This is a genomic window from Neobacillus sp. PVCKKU3, assembly GCF_058323225.1.
The window spans coordinates 16880-38018 of sequence record NZ_JBLVQN010000052.1; the positions used below are offsets into that span (position 1 = coordinate 16880).

Here is a 21139-nt window from a genome sequence, read left to right on the forward strand (position 1 = left end):
TTAATGCTGTATCGTCCTTTTGAAAAAAGGCTCAATACTGAGCTCAGGAAGCATGATCTGCACCGAGCGCAATGGACAATCATTTATTATTTGGAAAATATCAATCCTGCCACCCTTGTTGAACTTTCCAATTACCAGGGCGTCGAGAAACCGACGATTACCAGAACTGTCGGTCAATTAGAAGAATTGGGGTACGTCGAGCAGGTTCGTGGAAAGGATAAGCGGGAAAAGCGGATGCAATTAACTGAGGCAGGCAAAAAGTTATACCAAGACGTTCGCGAGACCGTTGATGCCTATGAAGAAGAAATTTTAAGGGGGATTTCAGAAGAGGATCTGAAAACGGCCATCCGTGTAATGGATGAGATCCGAAAAAATATAATTCAATCGGGAGATGGAGAAGTTGGAACAAGCGAGACCTAAATTGTGGACGAAGGATTTTATCATTATTTCGGCTGCAAACTTTTTCTTATACTTAATTTTTTATTTATTATTGGTGACCATCGCGGTTTACGCTGTCAATCATTATCATGCTAGTGAAAGCCAAGCGGGGCTGGTGACGGGAATTTTCATTATCGGAACCTTGATTGGCCGTCTCGTGATTGGCCGCATCATCGAATCCGTTGGAAATAGGAAAACGATGCTTTTTGGTCTCATCTTTTTTATTTTGACATCCTTATTATATTACATCGATTCAGGAGTTACCTTTTTACTATTTACCCGCTTTGTACATGGTTTAGCTTTAGGGGTAGCCAGTACCGCAACAGGAACGATTGTTGCCCAGATTATCCCGAACGCACGCAAAGGCGAAGGGATTGGCTATTACAGTATGAGTACCACCATGGCCACTGCCATCGGCCCATTCATAGGGTTATACATGAGTCAGCATACAAGCTATTCAGCCATTTTTAGTTTCTGTTTGGCTTTAGGCCTCATCAGTTTCATCATTGCCTTGTTTATGAAAGTGCCGGAAGTCAAAGCATCTGCCAGAAAAGCGGCGGTTAAGGGAGGATTCAAGCTTTCCAACTATATTGAGCCAAAAGCGCTGCCAATTGCCTTGGTCACACTGATTGCCGGCATTTGTTACGCAAGCGTTCTATCTTTTATTAATTTCTATGCGATTGAAATTAATTTAGTAAGCGTGGCGAGCTTCTTCTTTATCGTCTATGCTGTAGCGATCCTGGTATCACGCCCAATCACGGGACGATTAATGGATGTGAAAGGCGCCAACTATGTGATGTATCCTACGTTTCTTCTTTTTGCAGCAGGATTATTCTTATTAAGCACAGCTAGCAACGGCATCATCTTCTTGCTTTCCGCTGTCCTGATTGGATTCGGATTCGGAAATATCCAATCTTGTTCACAGGCCATTGCCGTGAAAGTCACACCGCTTGAGCGGATGGGATTGGCTACATCTACGTACTTTATCGCACTAGATGCAGGCCTAGGATTCGGTCCATATGTGATTGGCTTCATCATCCCGTTAACCGGCTACCGTAACCTATATCTCATCATGGCCATTATAGCCCTAGCCTGCACGGTACTCTACTACATCATGCACGGAAAAAGAAAAGAAACCCTTGCGGAAGTTAGACTGTAAGGCATAGGTTGAGGCATGGGGACGGTTCTCATGCCTCAATTTGCTTGTTTTCTCCAGTTTTCGGTAAAATAAGAAGAGAAAATAAAATAGAAAAGGTGAGAACATGAGTCAATTATCCGAGTTTTTATCCAGTCATCATAATGAAAATGTTGAGGAATTAAAAGAATTGCTCCGGATTCCCAGCGTTAGTTCCCTATCTGAGCATAAAGAGGACATCCAAAAAGCAGCTACATGGATTGCCCATAAATTAGAAGGCATTGGCATGGAACATGTGCAAATCGTCCAGACAAAAGGGCATCCGATTATTTATGCTGACTGGCTTCATCAGGAAAATGCCCCGACTGTATTAGTATACGGGCATTATGACGTACAGCCTGTTGACCCAGTTCATTTATGGGAAACCCCTCCGTTTGAACCAACCATCCGCGATGAAAAGATTTATGCCAGAGGGGCAACAGACGACAAAGGACAGACATTCTTACATATCAAAGCAGTGGAAACCTTGCTAGCGTTAAATGAAAAATTGCCGGTGAACGTAAAATTCTGCATCGAAGGAGAAGAGGAAATCGGAAGTCCTCATCTGCCACAATATCTATCCGAAAATAAAGAGAAACTAGCCTGTGATGTAGTCGTAATTTCCGATTCTGATATGTGGGACAGAGGAGTTCCGGCAATCACCTATTCTTTAAGAGGTTTATGTGCACTTGAATTTACCCTGAAAACAGCTAATTCTGATTTGCATTCAGGCATGTTCGGCGGGGGCGTTCAGAACGCCAACCATTTATTGGTGCAGCTGCTTTCAACCCTTCATGATGAAAATGGTAAAGTAAATGTTGACCATTTCTATGATGATGTCGAGGAACTAACAGAGTTTGAAAAGGAACAAATTAAAGCGTTGGGCTTTGATCAAGAAAAGCTGAAAAAATCGTTAGGGTTAACGGAATTAACGGGAGGGGAAAACAATTACCCATACCCAGAGAAAATCAGTTCCCGGCCAACCCTGGAAATAAACGGCTTATGGGGCGGATTCCAGGGGGAAGGGACTAAAACAGTCATCCCGAACGAGGCACATGCCAAAATCACCTGCCGTCTCGTCCACAATCAAAACCCTGAAAAGATTCAGGGCTTAATCAAAAATCATTTGGAAGAGCATGCACCAAAAGGTTGCACCTTAGAAGTGACTCTACAGGATACAGGTAATCCATTCTTAACGCCAATCGACAGCCCGATGATTCAAAAAGCGGCTGAAGCGTATGAAAAAGTATATGGAAAGGCGCCTGTTTACAAAAGAGAAGGCGGCTCGATTCCAATTGTATCGGATTTCAACCAAGCCCTAAATGTTCCTGTTGTCTTAATGGGCTTCGGACTGCCGGATGAAAATCTTCATGCGCCAAATGAGCATTTTAATCTGGAGAACTTTGATAAAGGCATTTTGACGATTTGTTCGTTTTTGGAACTGGTTAAAAAGTAATTCACATATAGAATAAGTGCCTGTCACCTCTCGAATTTTGTCTATTTCTTTGACATGATTTGGGACGTGGCAGGCACTATTTTTTTAGACACAAATTTGGTGCATGAGAACCGTCCCCATGAACCAACCCCATAGTATACCCTTAAACACTATTTGTTATTAAAGTGCGTACTTACATCGTGATATTATCCAATTTATAATAAGTATACTAGGTAACGGTGACATTACTGATTAAATATCGGAATATTCTGGCTGGAAATTGTGGATACAAGGAGGTAATAACAGATTTAAAATTCCATATAAAATGATATGAAAACTTATTAAATCTAAAAGTAAAAAGTAAGCATGCATTTTTGTTGAAATAGGTAAAAATAACCATTATAATAAAATTAGAACACTTGTTCTATTGGAGGGGAATGGTTTATGAAATCAACAAAAATTTGTTTACTTAAAGATCCTGGTAAGGCTGAATTACAGTTGCTAAATCGTCTTATGCAAGTGTTTTGTTCCTCCTTTCGCTATTCCTTTAATCGTTTATTAGAAGGAGAAAATTCAGGAGATTTGATCAAAAAAATTCAAGAGAAATTCCACCTGAATAAACGGTATGCGGAAGATGCTGTTATGCAGGCCCAAGCAATAATTAAAAGCCAAAAAGAACTATTACCTGCAAGAATTGAAGGCGTACAAGCAAAAATTCAAAAGACAATACAAAAAATGGAAGATTATACAATTGGCAAGAAGAAACCGAAGAAAGTTCCATTAGAAATATGTTTAGCAGGACTCCAATCCCGTTTGGAAAAATGGAAGAAAAAAGAGGAAACCTACCTCCAATTTAAAGCAAATGGAACGATTCCAACCGTGATCTTTGGAAGGAAGAAGAACTTTTTTGACCGTTTAAAAAACAAAATTACAAAAGAAAAATGGAAAGAACTTCGATCGAATACTCTGTATTCGCGCGGAGACAAATCGAAAAAAGGCAATTTAAACACAAGAATCGTATTTGATGAAATGGATGAACAATTCTATGTAGAAATCGCCTATCCACTTTTGAGGGAAAAAGGGGAAAATAGTCCAAGATTACGTTTCAAGCTGCATATCCCAGACAAATATTTGAATGAAATTACAAATGTTGTGATGCCAGCCATTATTGGCCAAACTCCAAAAGGAAAGCCAATCGAAGAATATAACGTATATTCGATAGAAGTGAAACGTAAAGGCGAAAATTATTATGTTCATCTCACCTATGATACCAATACTTATGGTTCAGAATTGAAATGGAATGAAGAAATAACATCTGATCTTGTGGCTGGAATTGATGTAAATATTGATAGAATTGCTGTTTCCATTCTGACCAAACAAGGAAACTTACTCGAAAGCAAAACTTTTTACTGTCATGAAATGGAGTATGTCAAAAGTAATCGAAGAAGTAATATCGCGGGGGAAATAGCCGTTAATGTGATTGAATATCTCCTGCAATGGAATGTTGGTGCAATCGTTTTAGAAGACATCAAACTAAAGCAGGATCACGATACAGACAAACGTTTTAATCGTCTTGTTCATTCATTTGCCAAAAATAAATTACAAAAGGCTATTATTGCAAGAGGCTTGAAATACGGCTTTAAAATAAAAAAAGTGAACCCGGCCTACACTTCTGTTATTGGCCGATTTAAGTATGCTAAAAAGTTCGGTTTATCTGTCCATGAGGCTGCCTCTTTTGTGATTGGCAGAAGAGGCTTAGATTTTGAAGAGAAAATCCCAAAAGAGTTAATCAAGCAACTCCGGTCTTTAGTAAAATCCCATTTGATAAATATTCTTGGGTCAATGGAAGAATCTAGGGAAAAATCAAAGTCGGGGAAAACAAAACGGAAAAATATCGGTATGTTACTCCATAATATTGATCATTTCAAAGAAAATCATGATTGGAAACTATGGAATGTCATCCACAAAACGTTATTCATAAAGAACCAGGAATTACAATTGAAGGAGGTGTAATCCTGGGGGCTAAAATCTTTGCGGCAGTCTCACCAATGGAAGGAATGGTCTGTTGCAAAAGCCGGCTCTAACAGAGCACCGCAGGCAGTCTTGGACTATAGGTCCATGATAGGGGTTCGATTCCCCTCCTGATGGAATGACGTGAGAATCGTCACGGAATGTCCTTCTTTTCTTGGTTCGAAGGGCGAATGTTAGAAATCATTAGATTTTAGTAACCAGGCAGTCAATGATACGTTTTGGAATTATTGGAACAAATCAGATTACCGAGAAATTTATTAAAGCAGCTAGTTTGGTAGAGGGTTTTTCCTTAACCGCTGTGTATTCTCGAACTGAGGAAACTGCTATAAAGTTTGCCGAAAAGTATGGAGTTACGACCATCTTTACGGATATCGAAGAGATGGCAAGAAGTAAGGAAATTGACGCGGTCTATATTGCTAGCCCTAATTCTTTTCATTCAGAACAGGCCATTATATGTATGAACAATGGTAAACATGTTCTTTGTGAAAAGCCGATTGCATCGAATATAGCAGAATTACAAAATATGATTACCGCAGCAAAGTATAATAAAGTATTGTTAATGGAAGCTTTAAAAACAACATGTCTCCCCAATTTTAAAAGTATTCAGAATAACTTACATAAAATTGGAAAAGTCCGCCGGTATATTGCAAGCTTTTGTAAATACTCCTCCCGTTATGATGCTTATAAAGAAGGAACCATTTTAAATGCATTTAATCCTATTTTCTCCAATGGCTCTCTAATGGATATTGGCGTTTATTGTATATATCCAATGGTTGCTTTATTCGGAAAACCCTTACAAATAAAAGCCAATGGTTTATTGCTTGAGTCTGGAGTAGATGGGGAAGGAAGTATCCTTTGTAAATATAAAGAGAGCGAAGCCGTTGTCGTACACTCCAAAATAACCACTTCCTATATCCCATCAGAAATTCAGGGAGAACTAGGAAGCATCATAATCGACCAAATTGAAACTCCGACAAATGTGCAAATTCGATACCAGGATGGAAGTTTTGAAGATATTACTCAATTACAAGAAGATCATTCAATGTATTATGAGGTTAAAGAATTTATTGATTTAATTAAGCGTAACCAATTAGAGTCTTCCATCAATTCTTTTAAAAATTCGCTAATGACACTAGAAGTTATGGACGAGGCACGGAAACAAATTGGACTTGTCTATCCAGCCGATCTGGCGGTGTCAACCAACTCAATTTGAAGTACAGGAAGAAATTTTTGAATGCTACTAATAAAGGAGTTGTCAGTATGCAATTAATTATTGATTCAGCTAATCTAGATGATATCAGGGAACTTGTTGACTATTATCCAATTGATGGGGTTACAACAAACCCCAGCATTATTGTAAAAGAAAAAAAGAATTTCTTACAATTACTTGAGGAAATCAGAGAAGTAATCGGATGCAATAGAGAGTTATTTGTTCAAACACTAGCTGATCATGCAGAAGAAATAGTGAAAGAAGCAAAATATATCCGTGAGAATATACTCGACAAATTAGTGATTAAAGTCCCTGTGACGAAAGAAGGAATCAAGGCAATCAAAGCATTAAGCGAAGCTGGTGTAAGAACAATGGCCACAACCATATATACGCCATTACAAGGATATATTGCAGCAAAAGCAGGTGCTGCGTATATTACACCATATGTTAATCGTATAGAAAAACTTGAAGGAAATGCTATTAATGTTGTTAAGGAGATCGTACAAATAATAGAAAAACATCATTTTAACAGTAAAGTACTTGCTGCAAGCTTTAAAAATGTTCAACAAGTGCATGATGTTTGTCTAGTTGGGGCTCACGGTGTTACTATCCCTCCAGATATTTTAAGATTATGTTTTTCACATCGTGCAACGGAAGCAAATGTTAAGGCATTTATTGAAGATTGGCAAAAAGAATATGGTGAGAAGAGTATTGTAGATACGAATAAAATAAGAGTTTAATAGAAAGTAGAGGTATTTTTGGATGATCAAAATTGCACCTTCCATTCTTTCAGCCAACTTTGCAAGGCTTGGAGATGAAATAAAAGATGTTGAAAAGGGCGGAGCCGATTATATTCATGTTGATGTTATGGATGGTCATTTTGTCCCAAATATAACAATTGGCCCACTAATTGTAGAGGCAATCCGGCCAGTTACAAAATTACCATTAGATGTTCATTTAATGATAGAAAGTCCCGAAAGATACATTGGAGCGTTTGTAAAAGCAGGTGCGGATATTATAACAGTTCATGTTGAAGCATGCACACATTTGCATAGTGTCATTCACCAAATTAAATCGGCAGGCATAAAGGCAGGAGTAGTATTAAATCCACACACCCCAGTCTCTTTAATTCAACATATTCTAGAAGATATCGACCTTGTATTGCTGATGACAGTAAATCCAGGCTTTGGCGGGCAATCTTTCATACATTCTGTCCTGCCAAAAATTAGACAGGTTGCAAGAATGGTAGAAGAGAAAAATTTGGATGTTGAAATTGAAGTAGATGGCGGAGTAAACGCGGAAACAGCCAAACTCTGCATTGAGGCAGGAGCGAATGTCCTTGTTGCTGGATCAGCCATATATAATCAATCTGATCGAAGTAAGGCAATTAGAGAAATTAGGAATTCGACTACCAATCTAGTTCAGAAGGTTTAACAATTTAATAAAACATTGCCTAATCCCCATCCTTCAAATTAGAGATGGGGATTATTTTTATGTTATTGTTGTTCATTAAAAAGAGTTTAGGATTTTGTTTGATTGTTCTGGTAAAGCGGTTTCAATATATTGTTTTCCCCATTCATGCATTGCCTCGAGAATTGGCAAAAGACTTTTTCCGCGTTCTGTCAGTGAATATTCCACTTTCGGAGGAACAACCGGATACACTACCCGTGAAATGATCAGGTCATCCTCAAGTTCCCTTAATTGGCTTACAAGCATCCGATGAGTAATTCCCGGGATCATCGACTTTAATTCACCAAACCGTTTTGTTCCCTCTTTCCCTAAATGCCACATAATCAGCATCTTCCATTTTCCGCTAATAATGGATAAGGTTAATTCTTTTTCACAATTAAAGATTTTCTCACATAAATGGCCCATTTTGTCTTCCTCCTTGCTCTCCTAAAGTCAGAATTATCGGAATTAAGTGTATTTTTCTATACTATATAATAAAAAAGTGCGTACTTACAAACAAAATTTTTTGAGATTATACTATTTTCATAAGAAACAATAACAAACTACTGGTAAATTTGTTGATAAAAGGGTTTTAGAAATCTAAAAATCAGGAGGGGAAAGCATGAATGGTGTAATGATTCCTAAGGAGTTTAAATCGGTCGTCAGTGATTTCAACAGTATGAAGCCATCGAAATTGGATTCGTTGACATTCGTTTTGTTTGGCGCAACCGGTGATTTGGCAAAGAGAAAAATATTTCCTTCGCTGTTTAATTTATTTTTGGATAGAAAAATGCCCGATTCATTAACCATCATTGGATTAGGCAGAAGAGAATGGTCTGATGAAGCATTTCAAAAACATGTTGAAAAATCACTGCAATCATTTTCTGAACGTTTCAATAATGTAGACGCTTACAAGATAAAGGAATTTTTACGTTTTTTTCATTATCGAGCTTTAGATGTTACGGAGCAAGAAGGTTATAAGCAATTACTAAACGTCATTCAAAAATATGAGGAAGAGTTGAGTATTCCTGAAAACCGCATCTTTTATTTATCCGTTGCCCCGGAGTTTTTTGATGTGATTGCCCTGAACATCAAAAAAAGCGGATTAGGGTCAAGCAAGGGATGGAAGCGTTTGGTGATTGAAAAGCCATTTGGGCATGATTTGAAGTCTGCGCAAGAATTAAATGCAAAATTAAGAGAAGCCTTTGAAGAAGATGAAATCTATCTTATCGATCACTATCTCGGCAAGCCGATGGTTCAAAATATCGAAGCCTTGGCGTTTGCTAACCCAATGCTGCAGGCGTTATGGAGCAATAAACATATTTCCAATATTCAAATTACCGCAAGCGAAACGGTCGGGGTTGAGGAAAGAGCGGGTTATTACGATCAGGCCGGTGCCATTCGTGATATGGTCCAAAATCATCTGCTTCAATTAGTGATGATGACTGGCATGCAGCAGCCAGAAAAAATAAGTGCAAACGAGATTCGCAAGCAGAAGATTAAAGTATTAGAACACTTGAGGCCATTAAATATGGACGATGTCGGAAAAAACTTGGTCCGCGGCCAATATAGTCTTGGGGAGATCAATGGAGAACCAGTTCCGTCCTACACGGCAGAACCTGGAATTAAGCCAACATCCATGAACGATACTTTTATTGCTGCTCGTCTCTGGATTGATGATGCTTTTTGGGGCGGCGTACCATTCTATATCCGAACAGGAAAAAGAATGAAGGAGAAGTCTACTAGAATAGTCATTGAATTTAAAAATTCATTAACAGATTTATATAAAGAGAAAAATGAGAAAACACCTCCTAATCTGTTAATCATTGAAATCAGTCCAAATGAAAGTGTTTCCCTGCAATTTAATAGCAAAAATCCGTTAAATAACAGCAAAATTGAGCCTATTAAGGTAACCTTTTCTGCAAATAAAAAGGATGTCCCGGAGGCTTATGAACTCTTGTTATTTGATGCTCTAAATGGTGATTCCACGTTCTTCGTACAGTGGAAAGAGGTAGAACTGTCTTGGAAATGGGTGCAGCCTATTTTGGAAGCGTTTGAGCAAAATGCTTTGCCGCTTCATGGTTATTCAGCCGGAACAATGGGTCCAAGGGCAGCAGATCAACTATTGGAGGAAGATGGATTTAATTGGTGGTAAGCAAAAAACAAGTGAAAGACAGGATGGGAGGAATGAGGAAATGAAGGCAAGAGTAGCCATCAATGGGTTTGGCAGAATCGGCAGGCTGGTTTTCCGCAAAGCGATTATGGACGATACACTTGATGTTGTGGCAATCAATGCCAGCTATCCGGCTGAAACCTTGGCCCACTTAATCAAATATGATACGCTTCATGGAAAATTTAATGGCGACGTGATTCCTGCCGACAATCACCTGATTGTAAACGGCCGCACCATTCAGTTATTAAATAGCCGCGATCCTAAATACCTTCCTTGGAAGGAATATGAAATAGACATCGTTGTCGAAGCAACCGGGAAGTTTAATTCCAGGGAAAAAGCAGTGCTTCACTTAGAGGCAGGGGCAAAGAAAGTGGTGTTAACCGCCCCTGGGAAGAATGAGGATATAACGGTCGTGATGGGGGTCAACCAAGATCAGTTGGATGTTGAGAGGCATTTTATTATTTCCAATGCTTCATGTACAACAAATTGTCTTGCACCTGTTGTAAAAGTATTGGATGACCAGTTTGGGATTGAAAATGGTTTAGTCACTACGGTCCATTCTTACACTAACGATCAAAATAATCTTGATAATCCACACAAGGACCTGCGGCGGGCCCGTGCCTGCGGCCAGAGTATCATTCCAACAACGACCGGTGCGGCAAAATCACTTTCGCTTGTATTGCCGCATTTAAAAGGTAGACTGCATGGCCTTGCACTTCGTGTGCCAACTCCCAACGTTTCACTTGTTGATTTAGTTGTTGATTTAAAAACGGATGTAACTGTTGATGACGTTAATCTTGCCTTTCTATATGCTGCGAACAGCTATTTAAACGGGATTTTGGAATACACAACCGAACCGCTTGTCTCCATTGATTTTAATTCAAATTCTCATTCGGCCATTATCGATGGATTATCAACGATGGTAATTGGTGATAGGAAAATTAAGGTGCTGGCATGGTATGACAATGAATGGGGTTATTCATGCAGGGTAGTTGAACTTGTGAAATTCGTGGCCAAAAAAATGGAAAAAGCAGCAAGAGTAAAGGTAAATTAAAAACAAAAGCGGAAGCGCCCTGGTCAGCGGCGTATGGCCTGGAGCTGGACGTGTCAATTAAAAATCCCTGTCAAAGGTTGACAGGGATTTCCAATGAGTAAGTCATTTTAAAACTAAGATCGATCTGCCTCAATCAATTTCTTTTTTTCAACCAATACAGTATCCATGTAGTTCTTTCCCCATTCATACATTGATTCAAGAATAGGTAAAAGAGTCTTTCCCTGCTCGGTCAGTGAGTATTCTACTTTTGGAGGGACTACAGGATAAACTTCACGATGGACGATCTGATCATCCTCTAATTCGCGCAATTGATTGACAAGCATTCTTTGCGTAATTCCCGGCATCAAAGACTTTAGTTGATTAAATCGTTTTGTTCCTTCTTTGCCAAGATACCATAAAATCAGCATCTTCCATTTCCCGCCGATAATCTCCAGCGTCAATTCTTTTTCACAGTTAAAGGTCTTACTATCAATATGGCCCATCATCAATCCTCCCAAAATCATTATTAGTATATAAATTGATACTATATGAACTTAAAGTGCGTACTTACATAAAGGTATTATACTATTTATAATCATATTTGTACAGATGATTCAGAATTTACCGTGTATTCTGACTGTGGAAAATACAACAATCAAAAGGGGTGATGTTTTGGGTACTAGTAGTGTTGTAAAAGAAGGAGTTCAAACCCTGGCAATGGATTTTCTTTCTGTCGCACAACAAGCAGCGATTGCTGCCTATCCTTGGATTGGAAAAGGCAATAAACATGATGCCGACCACGCTGGAACAGAGGCGATGCGTAAACGCATGAATCTCATTGAAATGAGCGGGCGGGTTGTGATTGGTGAAGGGGAAATGGACGAAGCCCCAATGCTTTATATTAACGAAGAGCTAGGGACAGGCCAGGGTCCATTGGTTGATATTGCCGTTGATCCAGTGGAAGGAACAACCTTTTTGGCGAAGGGGCAGGAAAACTCAATCACAGTTCTTGCGGTAGCAACGAGGGGAAGTCTTTTACATGCACCGGATATGTACATGAAAAAACTGGCTGTCGGGCCAAAGGCGAAAGGTCATATTAACATTCAGGCTTCTTTAACAGAAAATATGATTTCCGTCGCAAAGGCCTTAGGAAAGGATTTATCAGAATTAACTGTCATGATTCAAGATCGACCGCGTCATGACCACTTAATGAAACAGGTCTTTGATGTCGGAGCGAGAGTGAAGCTATTCCCCGATGGAGACGTCACCGCGGCAATTGCTACAGCCATTGATGAATTAGGTATTGATATTTTAGTAGGTACAGGGGGGGCTCCGGAGGGAGTCATTGCTGCCACTGCTTTGAAATGCTTGGGAGGCGATTTCCAAGGTCAGCTGGCCCCGCAAAATCAGGAAGAATTTAATCGCTGTATAAAGATGGGAATCCAAGATCCGGAACAGGTCTTCACATTAGATGAAATGGTCCAATCAGATGATTGCTTTTTTGCTGCAACCGGCATTACAGATGGGATGCTAATGCGGGGTGTAAAGAAGAAAGAAAATGGTTTAATGCTAACTCATTCGTTCATTACCGGCAAAGGAGTAAGTGAAAGATATCAGTTGGTGGAAGCATACCATTCGTTCTGGAAATAAAATTTTTTTGCTAGTTGAAAAAAATGAATTGAAAAAAGGAGAGGAAATAAGATGCCATTAGTTTCAATGAAAGAAATGCTGATTCATGCTAAAGAAAACCATTACGCAGTTGGACAGTTTAATATTAATAATCTGGAGTTTACGCAGGCCATTTTACAAGCAGCCCAAGAGGAAAATTCACCAGTCATTCTAGGCGTATCCGAAGGCGCTGCCAAATATATGGGCGGATTTAAGCTGATTGTTACGATGGTGAAGGAATTGATGGAAGCCTATAAGGTGACAGTACCAGTCGCGATTCATCTTGATCATGGTCCAAGTCTTGAAATGTGTATTAAAGCCATTCATGCCGGATTTACTTCTGTTATGTTCGATGGCTCGCACTATCCGCTTGAGAAGAATATTGAATTAACAAAAAGGGTAGTGGAAGTGGCACATGCTGTAGGCGTATCGGTTGAGGCTGAGCTTGGCCGAATTGGCGGGCAAGAGGACGATTTAAGCGTTGAAGACGCCGATGCGATGTATGCAATCCCTGCTGAATGTGATCAATTGGTCCGCGAAACTGGCGTAGACTGCTTTGCACCGGCGTTAGGTTCCGTCCACGGCCCATATAAAGGTGAGCCAAGACTAGGTTTTGACCGGATGAAGGAAGTGAAAGAACTAACGGGTGTTCCGCTTGTTCTTCATGGCGGTACCGGAATTCCGACAAAGGACATACAAAGAGCGATTTCGCTTGGGACTGCCAAAATTAATGTCAATACAGAAAGTCAAATTTCAGCTACAAAAGCAGTTCGTGAAGTATTAAGTGCGAAGCCAAAAGAATACGACCCACGCAAATTCTTGGGACCTGCACGTGAAGCCATTAAAGATACAGTGAAAGGCAAAATGCGTGAATTCGGTTCTTCAGGAAAAGCTCAGCACGCGGAAGCCTGCTTGGTGACAAACTAAGGGGCCAATTTAGGGAGAAAGGGGAAGCATGATGATTGAGCAAAAGGTAGATTTGGATTTGCTAGCCATTAACACGATTAGAACGCTAAGCATTGATGCAATTGAAAAAGCCGGAACAGGCCATCCCGGTATGCCGATGGGTGCTGCGCCGATGGCTTACACCCTTTGGACGAAGTTTATGAATTATAATCCAAAAAATCCAGCCTGGTTTAACCGTGATCGTTTTGTCTTATCCGCAGGCCATGGATCGATGCTGTTATATAGCTTATTGCATTTAACAGGTTATGATTTGTCTTTGGATGACTTAAAAAATTTCCGCCAATGGCAAAGTAAAACACCTGGGCATCCTGAATTTGGCCATACCGCTGGAGTGGATGCTACAACGGGACCGCTTGGGCAGGGAGTTGCAATGGCCGTCGGGATGGCGATGGCAGAAAGACATTTGGCATCCGTGTATAATCGCCCTGATTTCAATGTGGTTGACCACTGCACCTATAGTATTTGTGGTGATGGGGATTTGATGGAAGGTGTATCAGCCGAAGCAGCTTCACTTGCCGGTCATTTGAAACTTGGCCGTTTAATTGTGTTATATGATTCAAATGATATTTCCCTTGACGGCGATCTCCATATGTCATTTAGTGAAAGCGTTCAGGAGCGTTTCGAAGCATACGGCTGGCAAGTATTGCGGGTCGAAGATGGGAATGATGTTGAGAAAATAGCGGGAGCGTTAGCTGCTGCTAAGGCTAATCAAGAACAGCCAACCTTAATCGAAGTGAAAACAACCATTGGTTATGGTTCTCCTAATAAAGGCGGCAAGTCTGCTTCTCATGGTGCCCCGCTTGGGAAAGAAGAAATAAAACTTGTAAAAGGGCAATACAACTGGGAATGTGAAGAGGATTTTTATATCCCAGAAGATGTAAGACTGTATTTTAAGGAGCTGGAAGAGGCATCCGGGAAGAAGGAACAGGCTTGGAATAACTTGTTTGCCAAGTATGAGAAAGCCTTCCCCTCTCTTGCAAACGAATTAAGATCTGCCATTAGCGGGCAGCTTCCTGAAGGCTGGGATGAGGATGTTCCGCAATATCAAGTTGGCAAAGATACGCTTGCAACTCGTTCTTCAGGCGGAGAGGTGTTAAACGCTCTTGCGAAAAGAGTTCCGCAATTATTTGGCGGCTCGGCCGATTTGTCATCTTCCAATAAGACCTTGTTGAAAGGTGAAGGAAACTTTAGTGCAGCAGATTATAGCGGAAGAAACATTTGGTTTGGAGTACGCGAGTTTGGAATGGGTGCAGCTGTAAATGGCATGGCACTGCATGGCGGCGTAAAGGTATTCGGAGCAACCTTCTTCGTTTTTTCTGACTACCTGCGCCCGGCCATCCGTCTTTCTGCGCTAATGAAAGTGCCGGTCATCTATGTATTCACACATGACAGCATTGCCGTCGGGGAGGACGGTCCAACGCACGAACCGATTGAACAATTGGCATCCTTACGGGCGATGCCCGGACTTTCAACGATCCGCCCGGCAGACGGAAACGAAACAGCCGCAGCGTGGAAGCTTGCAATAGAAAGTACACAAGAACCGACAGCGCTTATCCTTTCACGTCAAGATTTGCCAACAATCGTTGATGCTAAGACAGCCTATGAAGGTGTTAAAAAGGGAGCCTATGTTGTTTCTAAATCGAAAAATATGGATGGGCTTTTACTCGCATCCGGTTCAGAGGTACCGCTTGCCATTGAGGCGCAAAAGGCACTTGAAAAAGAGGGAATTCGTGTTTCTGTGGTAAGCATGCCAAGCTGGGATCGCTTTGAAAAGCAATCGCAGGAATATAAAGAAAGTGTGCTCCCAAAAAATATTCCCGTGCGGCTTGCAATTGAAATGGGGGCTTCCTTGGGCTGGCATAAATACGTTGGTGATTGCGGAAGCGTCATTGCTGCAGACAAATTCGGCGCTTCAGCACCATCCGAGAGAATACTGGAGGAATATGGATTTACCGTTAAGAATATTGTTTCCCAGTTTAAAGCGCTTCTATAAGGTTCTATGAACAATTTGGATAAGGGCAGACTTCAAGCTTTTGAATCTGCCCTTTTTATGGAGGGTTTTGCATGAAAAAGATAGCGGTATTAACGAGCGGCGGGGATGCACCTGGAATGAATACAGCCATTCGTGCTGTTGTTCGCAGAGGGATACACAAGGGATTAAATGTGTATGGGGTGGTAAATGGTTACAAAGGCCTGATTGAGGGCGATTTCACTCAAATGAGCTTAGGAAGTGTAGGGGATATTATTCATCGGGGCGGCACCATCTTAAAAACATCCAGGTGTGAGGAATTCAAGGACACAATCGTACAGCAGCAGGCAATTCAAAGATTAAGAGAAAACGAGATTGAGGGATTAATTATCATTGGCGGGGATGGTTCTTTCAGGGGTGCAAGAAAATTAACAGAGTTAGGTTTCCCGACGGTTGGTATTCCGGGCTCGATTGATAATGATATCGCAGGGACAGACTATTCGATTGGATTCGATACGGCCGTAAATACAGCTGTTCAAGCAATCGATAAAATTCGCGATACAGCATTTTCCCATGAACGCACGTATGTCATTGAGGTGATGGGTCGTGGTGCAGGGGATATTGCCTTATGGGCAGGTGTGTGCGGCGGGGCGGAGTCTATCATTATCCCAGAAGCCGACTATGATTTGGAAGATGTGATTGATCGGATCAAGCAGGGGCATCAGCGCGGAAAAAGACACAGCATTATTGTAGTGGCAGAGGGTGTTGGCAAAGGGCTGCAAATGGGGAAAGAAATTCAAGAAAAAACCGGATTTGAAACAAAGGTTACCATACTAGGGCATATTCAACGAGGGGGTTCTCCAAGCGCCTATGATCGAATGATGAGCAGCCAAATGGGGGCACTAGCCGTTGATTTAATCATAGAGGGGAAAAAAGGTGTAATGGTAGGGGTGAAAAATGGCCAACTAACCCATACAACCTTTGCGGAGATAGAAAAAGACCGACACAAGGTCGATCTTTCCATTTACGAATTAGCTAGAAGCCTTTCTATTTAAGGAAAAAGAATAGGAGAGTGGCCATATTGGAAAAAAAATATTGCATTCATTGCAGAACGCTCTATTCAAAAGAATCGATTTGCGGTATATGTGGAAAAAGTGAATTCCAGGATATAAAAATTATGATTCATCATCAAGAACAATCGAATCGGAAAAAAATCTTAGCTGAACACTCTATATCTTGTAAACTAGCGTAATCCCTCTTCCGTTATGCAGGGGGATTACGCTCGCGACTATATTTATACTTCTACCTTTTTTTCTTGATCACTAACATTTTGGATTGTTTCGATAAATTTCTGCATTGTATTTGTCAGGAATGAATCTGCCCGGCGAATAAAAACCGTTGTGATTTTGGAGTATTTTTCGGGAATATGATAGATTCGAACAACCCCATCTGCCTCCAAGAGACTAACCGTAGATTTTGGGATAATCGTAATCCCCAAACCGGCTATTACACTGCCCAAAATCGTCTCCCAAGTGCCAAATTCCATGATTTTTGCATTGATTCTTCCCTCATCGCGGACCCAGCCCTCCAATTTTGAACGGTAGCTGCACCCTTGTTTGAAAACAAGGAGCGGCTTGTTTTTTAATTCCTCAAAAGGAACCTCTTCCTGGTTGGAGATTAAAACCAACTCCTCTTCAAAGACTTCATATTGAGCAATTTGTGGATGATTAAAATTTCCTGTTACAAATGCTCCGTCCAGTTTATAGCTGAGAATATCCTCGACTAGATCCTCTGTTACACCACTTACAAGAGACAAGTCAATGTTGGGATATTTCTTGTGATAGGCGGATAGAATCAGTGGAAGTTTGTATAATGTCTCAACAGTGCCTATTTCAAGGGTCCCAACCGGGTTATCCGAGTCTTGAACCACTTTTAACATCTCATCGACCATGGAAATAATTTTTTGAGCATAAAACAATAGTTTTTTTCCTTCCGAATTGATAACCATGCCGCGGCTTGAGCGGTGAAATAACTCGGTTTGAAGTTCTTCCTCCAACTGCCTGATCCTTACGGTTACATAGGATTGAACATAATTTAAGCTTTTGGCGGCCTTTGAAATGCTTCCGAATTCAGCTACCTTTTGAAAGATCCGCAAATCCTTAATTTCCATGGCTATTCCCCCCGTATCAATCTGTTATTCCTATTACCACATTGCTAATAGAGATAATATTTCTAATAGAGATAGATAGTATCTCTTTTAATCATTTTACATGATGGCAGAAAGGTCGTAAGATGTTATTAAAGAATTAAGAAAATTTAAATTATTGAAAAAGGAGAGCAGAAACGATGAGCAAAAAAGACTTTGATGTAATTGTAGTTGGCGCAGGATCGATGGGAATGGCAGCAGGTTACTACCTGGCCAAACAGGGTGTGAAAACATTATTGGTAGATGCATTTGATCCGCCTCATACGAATGGCAGCCATCATGGTGACACACGGATTATCCGCCATGCCTATGGTGAAGGACGGGAGTATGTACCGTTTGCCTTAAGAGCCCAAGAGTTATGGTATGAACTTGAAAGAGAAACACATCATAAGATTTTTACAAAAACCGGTGTTTTAGTATTTGGACCTAAAGGTGAATCTGACTTCGTTGCTGAAACGATCGAAGCTGCTAACATTCATGGGTTGGATGTTGATTTACTAGAAGGCGAAGAAATTCATCAGCGCTGGCCTGGAGTAACCGTCCCTGAAAACTTTAACGCAATCTATGAAAAAAACTCCGGCGTCTTATTCAGTGAAAATTGCATTCGCGCCTATCGCGAGCTAGCTGAAGCAAATGGTGCAAAAGTGTTAACACATACAAGGGTTGAGGATTTTGAGATTTCCGAGGACTCTGTCAAAATCCAAACTGAATTTGGTTCCTTTACCGGCAGTAAGTTGATTTTGAGCATGGGGGCTTGGAACAGCAAACTTCTATCAAAATTAAATATTGATATTCCGTTACAGCCTTACCGCCAAGTTGTTGGGTTCTTCGAATGCGAAGAATCACAGTATAGCAATACCCATGGTTTCCCGGCCTTCATGGTTGAAGTACCGACAGGCATCTATTACGGGTTCCCAAGCTTCAGCGGCTGCGGTTTGAAAATAGGATACCATACTTTCGGTCAAAAAATCGACCCAGATACAATTAATCGTGAATTTGGGATCTATACGGAGGATGAAGGAAATATTCGCAGATTCCTAGAAGAATACATGCCGGGTGCTACTGGAACTCTTAAAAGAGGGGCAGTTTGCATGTACACCAAAACACCTGATGAACATTTTGTGATTGATTTGCATCCGCAGTACTCCAATGTGGCAATCGCAGCAGGCTTCTCCGGCCATGGATTTAAATTCTCAAGTGTTGTTGGTGAAACGTTAAGCCAACTAGTGACAACTGGCAAAACTGAACATGATATTTCTCTTTTCTCTATCAATCGCCCTGCTTTAAAACAGAAAGCAAAGATCTAATAGATTATTAAATTGCCATTATCCTAGAACAATAAAAAAAATAATAAATTTAGAGGTGCAAAAATGAGCGAAAAAACATTAACACAAAGCCAATTAACGTATTTAGATGCAAAACCGGGCATTCAATTAATTAAAGCAGGAACCTATAAATTAAATGAATTAAGCGTATTGCGGGGAACACCTGAGTTAAAGGGGCAAATCCTTGATGTGCCGATTACAGATAAAAAACAAGTATTAACAATGGGTTATTATGCACTACAGCCTTCGGTTGATTATTCTGCAGAATTTACGTTTATCGAAATTAAAGTTGTGACCAAAGGTAAAATGGTTGTCCGCGATGTAGAAGGAAATAAATATGTGGCAGAAGTAGGGGACGTATTAGTCTTCTCGCCTAATACAACGGTTATTTTCGATGGTGAAAGTGATGGCGAAGTGGTTTACTTCAAAAATGTAGAAGCAAATCCTACTTATTTGTAATAAACAAACTTATTTTAAAAAGCATTGACAATTACAAACAGAATGATTATTCTGAAAATAATAAAATTGAATAGAGCGGATGATTGTTGTGGGAGAGTGTATTATCTACATCTACCACCGAAGGAGCAAGTTCCAAAAAAACCCTTGGAACCAATCTCTCAGGTAAAAGAACCATAACAGGACGCACCTCTGGAGAGCGTATTTGAAAATGCCACCAAAGGAGAATGCTCCATAAATATTGGAGTTTAACTCTCAGGTAAAAGGACAGAGAAGGGATGATTCTACACCCCTTTTCTGTCCTTTTTTGTTTTTTTTAAAGCAATTATGGAGAAGTGGAGGAATGATCAATGAGTTTACAACAAAACGATTTAACAATTTTTGAGGCGATTGAAAGTGAGAAAAACCGCCAGCTTCATACCTTGGAATTAATAGCATCAGAAAACTTTGTCAGCCCTGATGTTTTGGAAGCAATGGGAAGCGTGATGACGAACAAGTATGCCGAGGGTTATCCAGGTAAGCGCTATTATGGCGGCTGTGAATTTGTGGATGTCGCAGAACAGGCAGCGATTGAACGGTTAACTAAATTATTCGGCGCCAAATTTGCTAATGTCCAGCCTCACTCCGGTGCCCAGGCCAATACTGCTGTGTTTTTCGCCCTGCTTCAACCAGGCGATAAGATTATGGGGATGAATTTATCGCATGGCGGCCATTTAACTCACGGCAGTCCGGTAGCAATGTCAGGAAAATGGTTCGATGTCGTTTCTTATGGGGTAAGAGAAGACAATCACCTGATTGATTACGATGAGCTGGAAGAAGTTGCGAAAAGAGAACAACCAAAATTAATTATCGCCGGTACGAGCGCTTATCCGAGAGTGATTGATTTTGCGAGATTTAGAGAAATCGCCGATCAGGTTGGCGCAAAACTGATGGTTGATATGGCACATATTGCCGGACTTGTTGCTGCAGGTCTCCATCCTTCTCCGGTTCCATATGCGGATGTTGTGACCAGCACTACGCATAAAACATTGCGCGGCCCACGAGGCGGAGTGATTTTAACAAACGATGAAGAAATCATAAAAAAAATTAATAAAGCTGTTTTTCCGGGAATTCAGGGCGGGCCGCTTATGCATATTATTGCAGCTAAGGCAGTTGCTTTCAATGAAGCATTGCAGCCAAGCTTTAAGGAATATGCCAAACAAATTATAGAAAATTCAGCTGCACTGGGAGAGGCGCTAAAGCAGGAAGGGGCAGCGCTTGTATCCGGCGGGACTGATAACCATATTGTGCTCCTGGATGTGCGTCCATGGGATTTAACAGGAAAAGAAGCAGAGAAATTGCTTGAAGAAGTCGGGATAACAGTTAACAAAAACACCATTCCATACGACCCGCAAAGCCCGTTTGTGACAAGCGGAATCCGCATGGGAACAGCCGCGTTAACAACACGTGGAATGAAACAAGAGGAAATGGTGCAAATCGCAAAAGTGATCGCAGCCGTTCTTAAGAGCAAAGGAGATTTAGCCGTAATCGAACAGGGGAGAAAGACAACAAAAGCAATTTGCGGGAGATTTCCATTATTTCAACAGCCAATCACTGTGTAAGAAAG

General features: G+C 40.7%; 19 protein-coding genes and 2 riboswitches. Of the genes, 16 read left to right on the top strand and 3 right to left on the bottom strand.

What is annotated here, in order from left to right; genetic code table 11:
* Window positions 1–3 precede the first annotated feature (3 nt).
* From ACNQGS_RS25385 to rpe, 7 genes are all read left to right on the top strand, one after another.
* Entirely contained in the window at window positions 4–420 is a 417-nt protein-coding gene (locus ACNQGS_RS25385) for a MarR family winged helix-turn-helix transcriptional regulator (RefSeq protein WP_491489756.1), read from the top strand.
* Window positions 401–1597, top strand: a complete 1197-nt coding sequence (locus ACNQGS_RS25390; protein WP_491489757.1) for an MFS transporter — start codon at window positions 401–403, stop codon at window positions 1595–1597. Before ACNQGS_RS25385 ends, ACNQGS_RS25390 begins: the two co-directional genes overlap by 20 nt.
* Before the next feature lie 103 nt (window positions 1598–1700).
* Window positions 1701–3068: a dipeptidase gene (locus ACNQGS_RS25395; RefSeq protein WP_491489758.1), complete on the top strand. Its 1368-nt coding sequence runs from the start codon at window positions 1701–1703 to the stop codon at window positions 3066–3068.
* A gap of 423 nt (window positions 3069–3491) precedes the next feature.
* Complete coding sequence (locus ACNQGS_RS25400; protein WP_491489759.1) at window positions 3492–5060, top strand: IS200/IS605 family accessory protein TnpB-related protein; 1569 nt, start codon at window positions 3492–3494, stop codon at window positions 5058–5060.
* Between the two features lie 226 nt (window positions 5061–5286).
* A complete protein-coding gene (locus ACNQGS_RS25405) occupies window positions 5287–6291 on the top strand; it encodes a Gfo/Idh/MocA family protein (RefSeq protein ID WP_491489760.1) in 1005 nt (334 codons plus the stop codon).
* A gap of 47 nt (window positions 6292–6338) precedes the next feature.
* Entirely contained in the window at window positions 6339–7028 is a 690-nt protein-coding gene (locus tag ACNQGS_RS25410; protein ID WP_491489761.1) for a fructose-6-phosphate aldolase, read from the top strand.
* 22 nt (window positions 7029–7050) lie between these two features.
* A complete protein-coding gene (gene rpe / locus ACNQGS_RS25415; protein ID WP_378588343.1) occupies window positions 7051–7722 on the top strand; it encodes a ribulose-phosphate 3-epimerase in 672 nt (223 codons plus the stop codon).
* Between the two features lie 75 nt (window positions 7723–7797).
* On the opposite strand, the gene ACNQGS_RS25420 is transcribed toward rpe, so the two are convergent.
* Window positions 7798–8163, bottom strand: coding sequence for a winged helix-turn-helix transcriptional regulator (locus tag ACNQGS_RS25420; protein WP_378588346.1), 366 nt, complete (start codon window positions 8161–8163; stop codon window positions 7798–7800).
* 268 nt (window positions 8164–8431) lie between these two features.
* Between ACNQGS_RS25420 and zwf the strand changes: the two genes are divergently transcribed.
* Together zwf and ACNQGS_RS25430 are read left to right on the top strand one after the other, a co-directional pair.
* The gene (gene zwf, locus ACNQGS_RS25425) at window positions 8432–9892 is read left to right on the top strand and encodes a glucose-6-phosphate dehydrogenase (protein WP_491489775.1); all 1461 of its coding nucleotides are present in this window, start codon (window positions 8432–8434) and stop codon (window positions 9890–9892) included.
* A gap of 40 nt (window positions 9893–9932) precedes the next feature.
* Entirely contained in the window at window positions 9933–10964 is a 1032-nt protein-coding gene (locus ACNQGS_RS25430) for a glyceraldehyde-3-phosphate dehydrogenase (RefSeq protein WP_491489762.1), read from the top strand.
* A gap of 113 nt (window positions 10965–11077) precedes the next feature.
* On the opposite strand, the gene hxlR is transcribed toward ACNQGS_RS25430, so the two are convergent.
* Window positions 11078–11446, bottom strand: a complete 369-nt coding sequence (hxlR, locus tag ACNQGS_RS25435) for a transcriptional activator HxlR (protein WP_491489763.1) — start codon at window positions 11444–11446, stop codon at window positions 11078–11080.
* 214 nt (window positions 11447–11660) lie between these two features.
* Here hxlR and glpX point away from each other — a divergent pair, with 214 nt between their 5' ends.
* The 4 genes from glpX (at window position 11661) to pfkA (ending at window position 16601) form a co-directional block, all read left to right on the top strand.
* Window positions 11661–12593: a class II fructose-bisphosphatase gene (gene glpX / locus ACNQGS_RS25440; protein WP_491489776.1), complete on the top strand. Its 933-nt coding sequence runs from the start codon at window positions 11661–11663 to the stop codon at window positions 12591–12593.
* Between the two features lie 51 nt (window positions 12594–12644).
* Window positions 12645–13538, top strand: coding sequence for a class II fructose-1,6-bisphosphate aldolase (gene fba / locus ACNQGS_RS25445; protein ID WP_378588348.1), 894 nt, complete (start codon window positions 12645–12647; stop codon window positions 13536–13538).
* 31 nt (window positions 13539–13569) lie between these two features.
* Window positions 13570–15570, top strand: a complete 2001-nt coding sequence (gene tkt, locus ACNQGS_RS25450; RefSeq protein WP_491489765.1) for a transketolase — start codon at window positions 13570–13572, stop codon at window positions 15568–15570.
* Between the two features lie 71 nt (window positions 15571–15641).
* Window positions 15642–16601, top strand: a complete 960-nt coding sequence (gene pfkA / locus ACNQGS_RS25455) for a 6-phosphofructokinase (RefSeq protein WP_491489766.1) — start codon at window positions 15642–15644, stop codon at window positions 16599–16601.
* Window positions 16602–16840: 239 nt separating this feature from the next.
* Here the strand turns inward: pfkA and ACNQGS_RS25460 are convergent, their stop codons facing one another.
* Window positions 16841–17716: a LysR family transcriptional regulator gene (locus ACNQGS_RS25460; RefSeq protein ID WP_423800637.1), complete on the bottom strand. Its 876-nt coding sequence runs from the start codon at window positions 17714–17716 to the stop codon at window positions 16841–16843.
* Window positions 17717–17892: 176 nt separating this feature from the next.
* Between ACNQGS_RS25460 and solA the strand changes: the two genes are divergently transcribed.
* The 3 genes from solA to glyA all read left to right on the top strand — a co-directional run bounded on the left by solA (window position 17893) and on the right by glyA (window position 21134).
* The gene (solA, locus tag ACNQGS_RS25465) at window positions 17893–19059 is read left to right on the top strand and encodes an N-methyl-L-tryptophan oxidase (RefSeq protein ID WP_491489767.1); all 1167 of its coding nucleotides are present in this window, start codon (window positions 17893–17895) and stop codon (window positions 19057–19059) included.
* Window positions 19060–19122: 63 nt separating this feature from the next.
* Entirely contained in the window at window positions 19123–19536 is a 414-nt protein-coding gene (locus tag ACNQGS_RS25470) for a hypothetical protein (RefSeq protein ID WP_213147528.1), read from the top strand.
* Between the two features lie 79 nt (window positions 19537–19615).
* A riboswitch (glycine riboswitch) is annotated at window positions 19616–19720 on the top strand.
* Between the two features lie 3 nt (window positions 19721–19723).
* Window positions 19724–19806: riboswitch (glycine riboswitch) on the top strand.
* A 77-nt stretch (window positions 19807–19883) separates the two neighbouring features.
* Window positions 19884–21134: a serine hydroxymethyltransferase gene (gene glyA / locus ACNQGS_RS25475; protein WP_491489768.1), complete on the top strand. Its 1251-nt coding sequence runs from the start codon at window positions 19884–19886 to the stop codon at window positions 21132–21134.
* Window positions 21135–21139: the final 5 nt, after the last annotated feature.

Bases quoted from the DNA above. Each gene is read 5' to 3' on its own strand.
- ACNQGS_RS25385 (WP_491489756.1), top strand. From the start codon at position 4: ATGCTGTATCGTCCTTTTGAAAAAAGGCTCAATACTGAGCTCAGGAAG.
- ACNQGS_RS25395 (WP_491489758.1), top strand. From the start codon at position 1,701: ATGAGTCAATTATCCGAGTTTTTATCCAGTCATCATAATGAAAATGTT.
- ACNQGS_RS25400 (WP_491489759.1), top strand. From the start codon at position 3,492: ATGAAATCAACAAAAATTTGTTTACTTAAAGATCCTGGTAAGGCTGAA.
- ACNQGS_RS25405 (WP_491489760.1), top strand. From the start codon at position 5,287: ATGATACGTTTTGGAATTATTGGAACAAATCAGATTACCGAGAAATTT.
- ACNQGS_RS25410 (WP_491489761.1), top strand. From the start codon at position 6,339: ATGCAATTAATTATTGATTCAGCTAATCTAGATGATATCAGGGAACTT.
- rpe (WP_378588343.1), top strand. From the start codon at position 7,051: ATGATCAAAATTGCACCTTCCATTCTTTCAGCCAACTTTGCAAGGCTT.
- ACNQGS_RS25420 (WP_378588346.1), bottom strand. From the start codon at position 8,163: ATGGGCCATTTATGTGAGAAAATCTTTAATTGTGAAAAAGAATTAACC.
- ACNQGS_RS25430 (WP_491489762.1), top strand. From the start codon at position 9,933: ATGAAGGCAAGAGTAGCCATCAATGGGTTTGGCAGAATCGGCAGGCTG.
- hxlR (WP_491489763.1), bottom strand. From the start codon at position 11,446: ATGGGCCATATTGATAGTAAGACCTTTAACTGTGAAAAAGAATTGACG.
- glpX (WP_491489776.1), top strand. From the start codon at position 11,661: ATGGATTTTCTTTCTGTCGCACAACAAGCAGCGATTGCTGCCTATCCT.
- fba (WP_378588348.1), top strand. From the start codon at position 12,645: ATGCCATTAGTTTCAATGAAAGAAATGCTGATTCATGCTAAAGAAAAC.
- tkt (WP_491489765.1), top strand. From the start codon at position 13,570: ATGATTGAGCAAAAGGTAGATTTGGATTTGCTAGCCATTAACACGATT.
- pfkA (WP_491489766.1), top strand. From the start codon at position 15,642: ATGAAAAAGATAGCGGTATTAACGAGCGGCGGGGATGCACCTGGAATG.
- ACNQGS_RS25460 (WP_423800637.1), bottom strand. From the start codon at position 17,716: ATGGAAATTAAGGATTTGCGGATCTTTCAAAAGGTAGCTGAATTCGGA.
- solA (WP_491489767.1), top strand. From the start codon at position 17,893: ATGAGCAAAAAAGACTTTGATGTAATTGTAGTTGGCGCAGGATCGATG.
- ACNQGS_RS25470 (WP_213147528.1), top strand. From the start codon at position 19,123: ATGAGCGAAAAAACATTAACACAAAGCCAATTAACGTATTTAGATGCA.
- glyA (WP_491489768.1), top strand. From the start codon at position 19,884: ATGAGTTTACAACAAAACGATTTAACAATTTTTGAGGCGATTGAAAGT.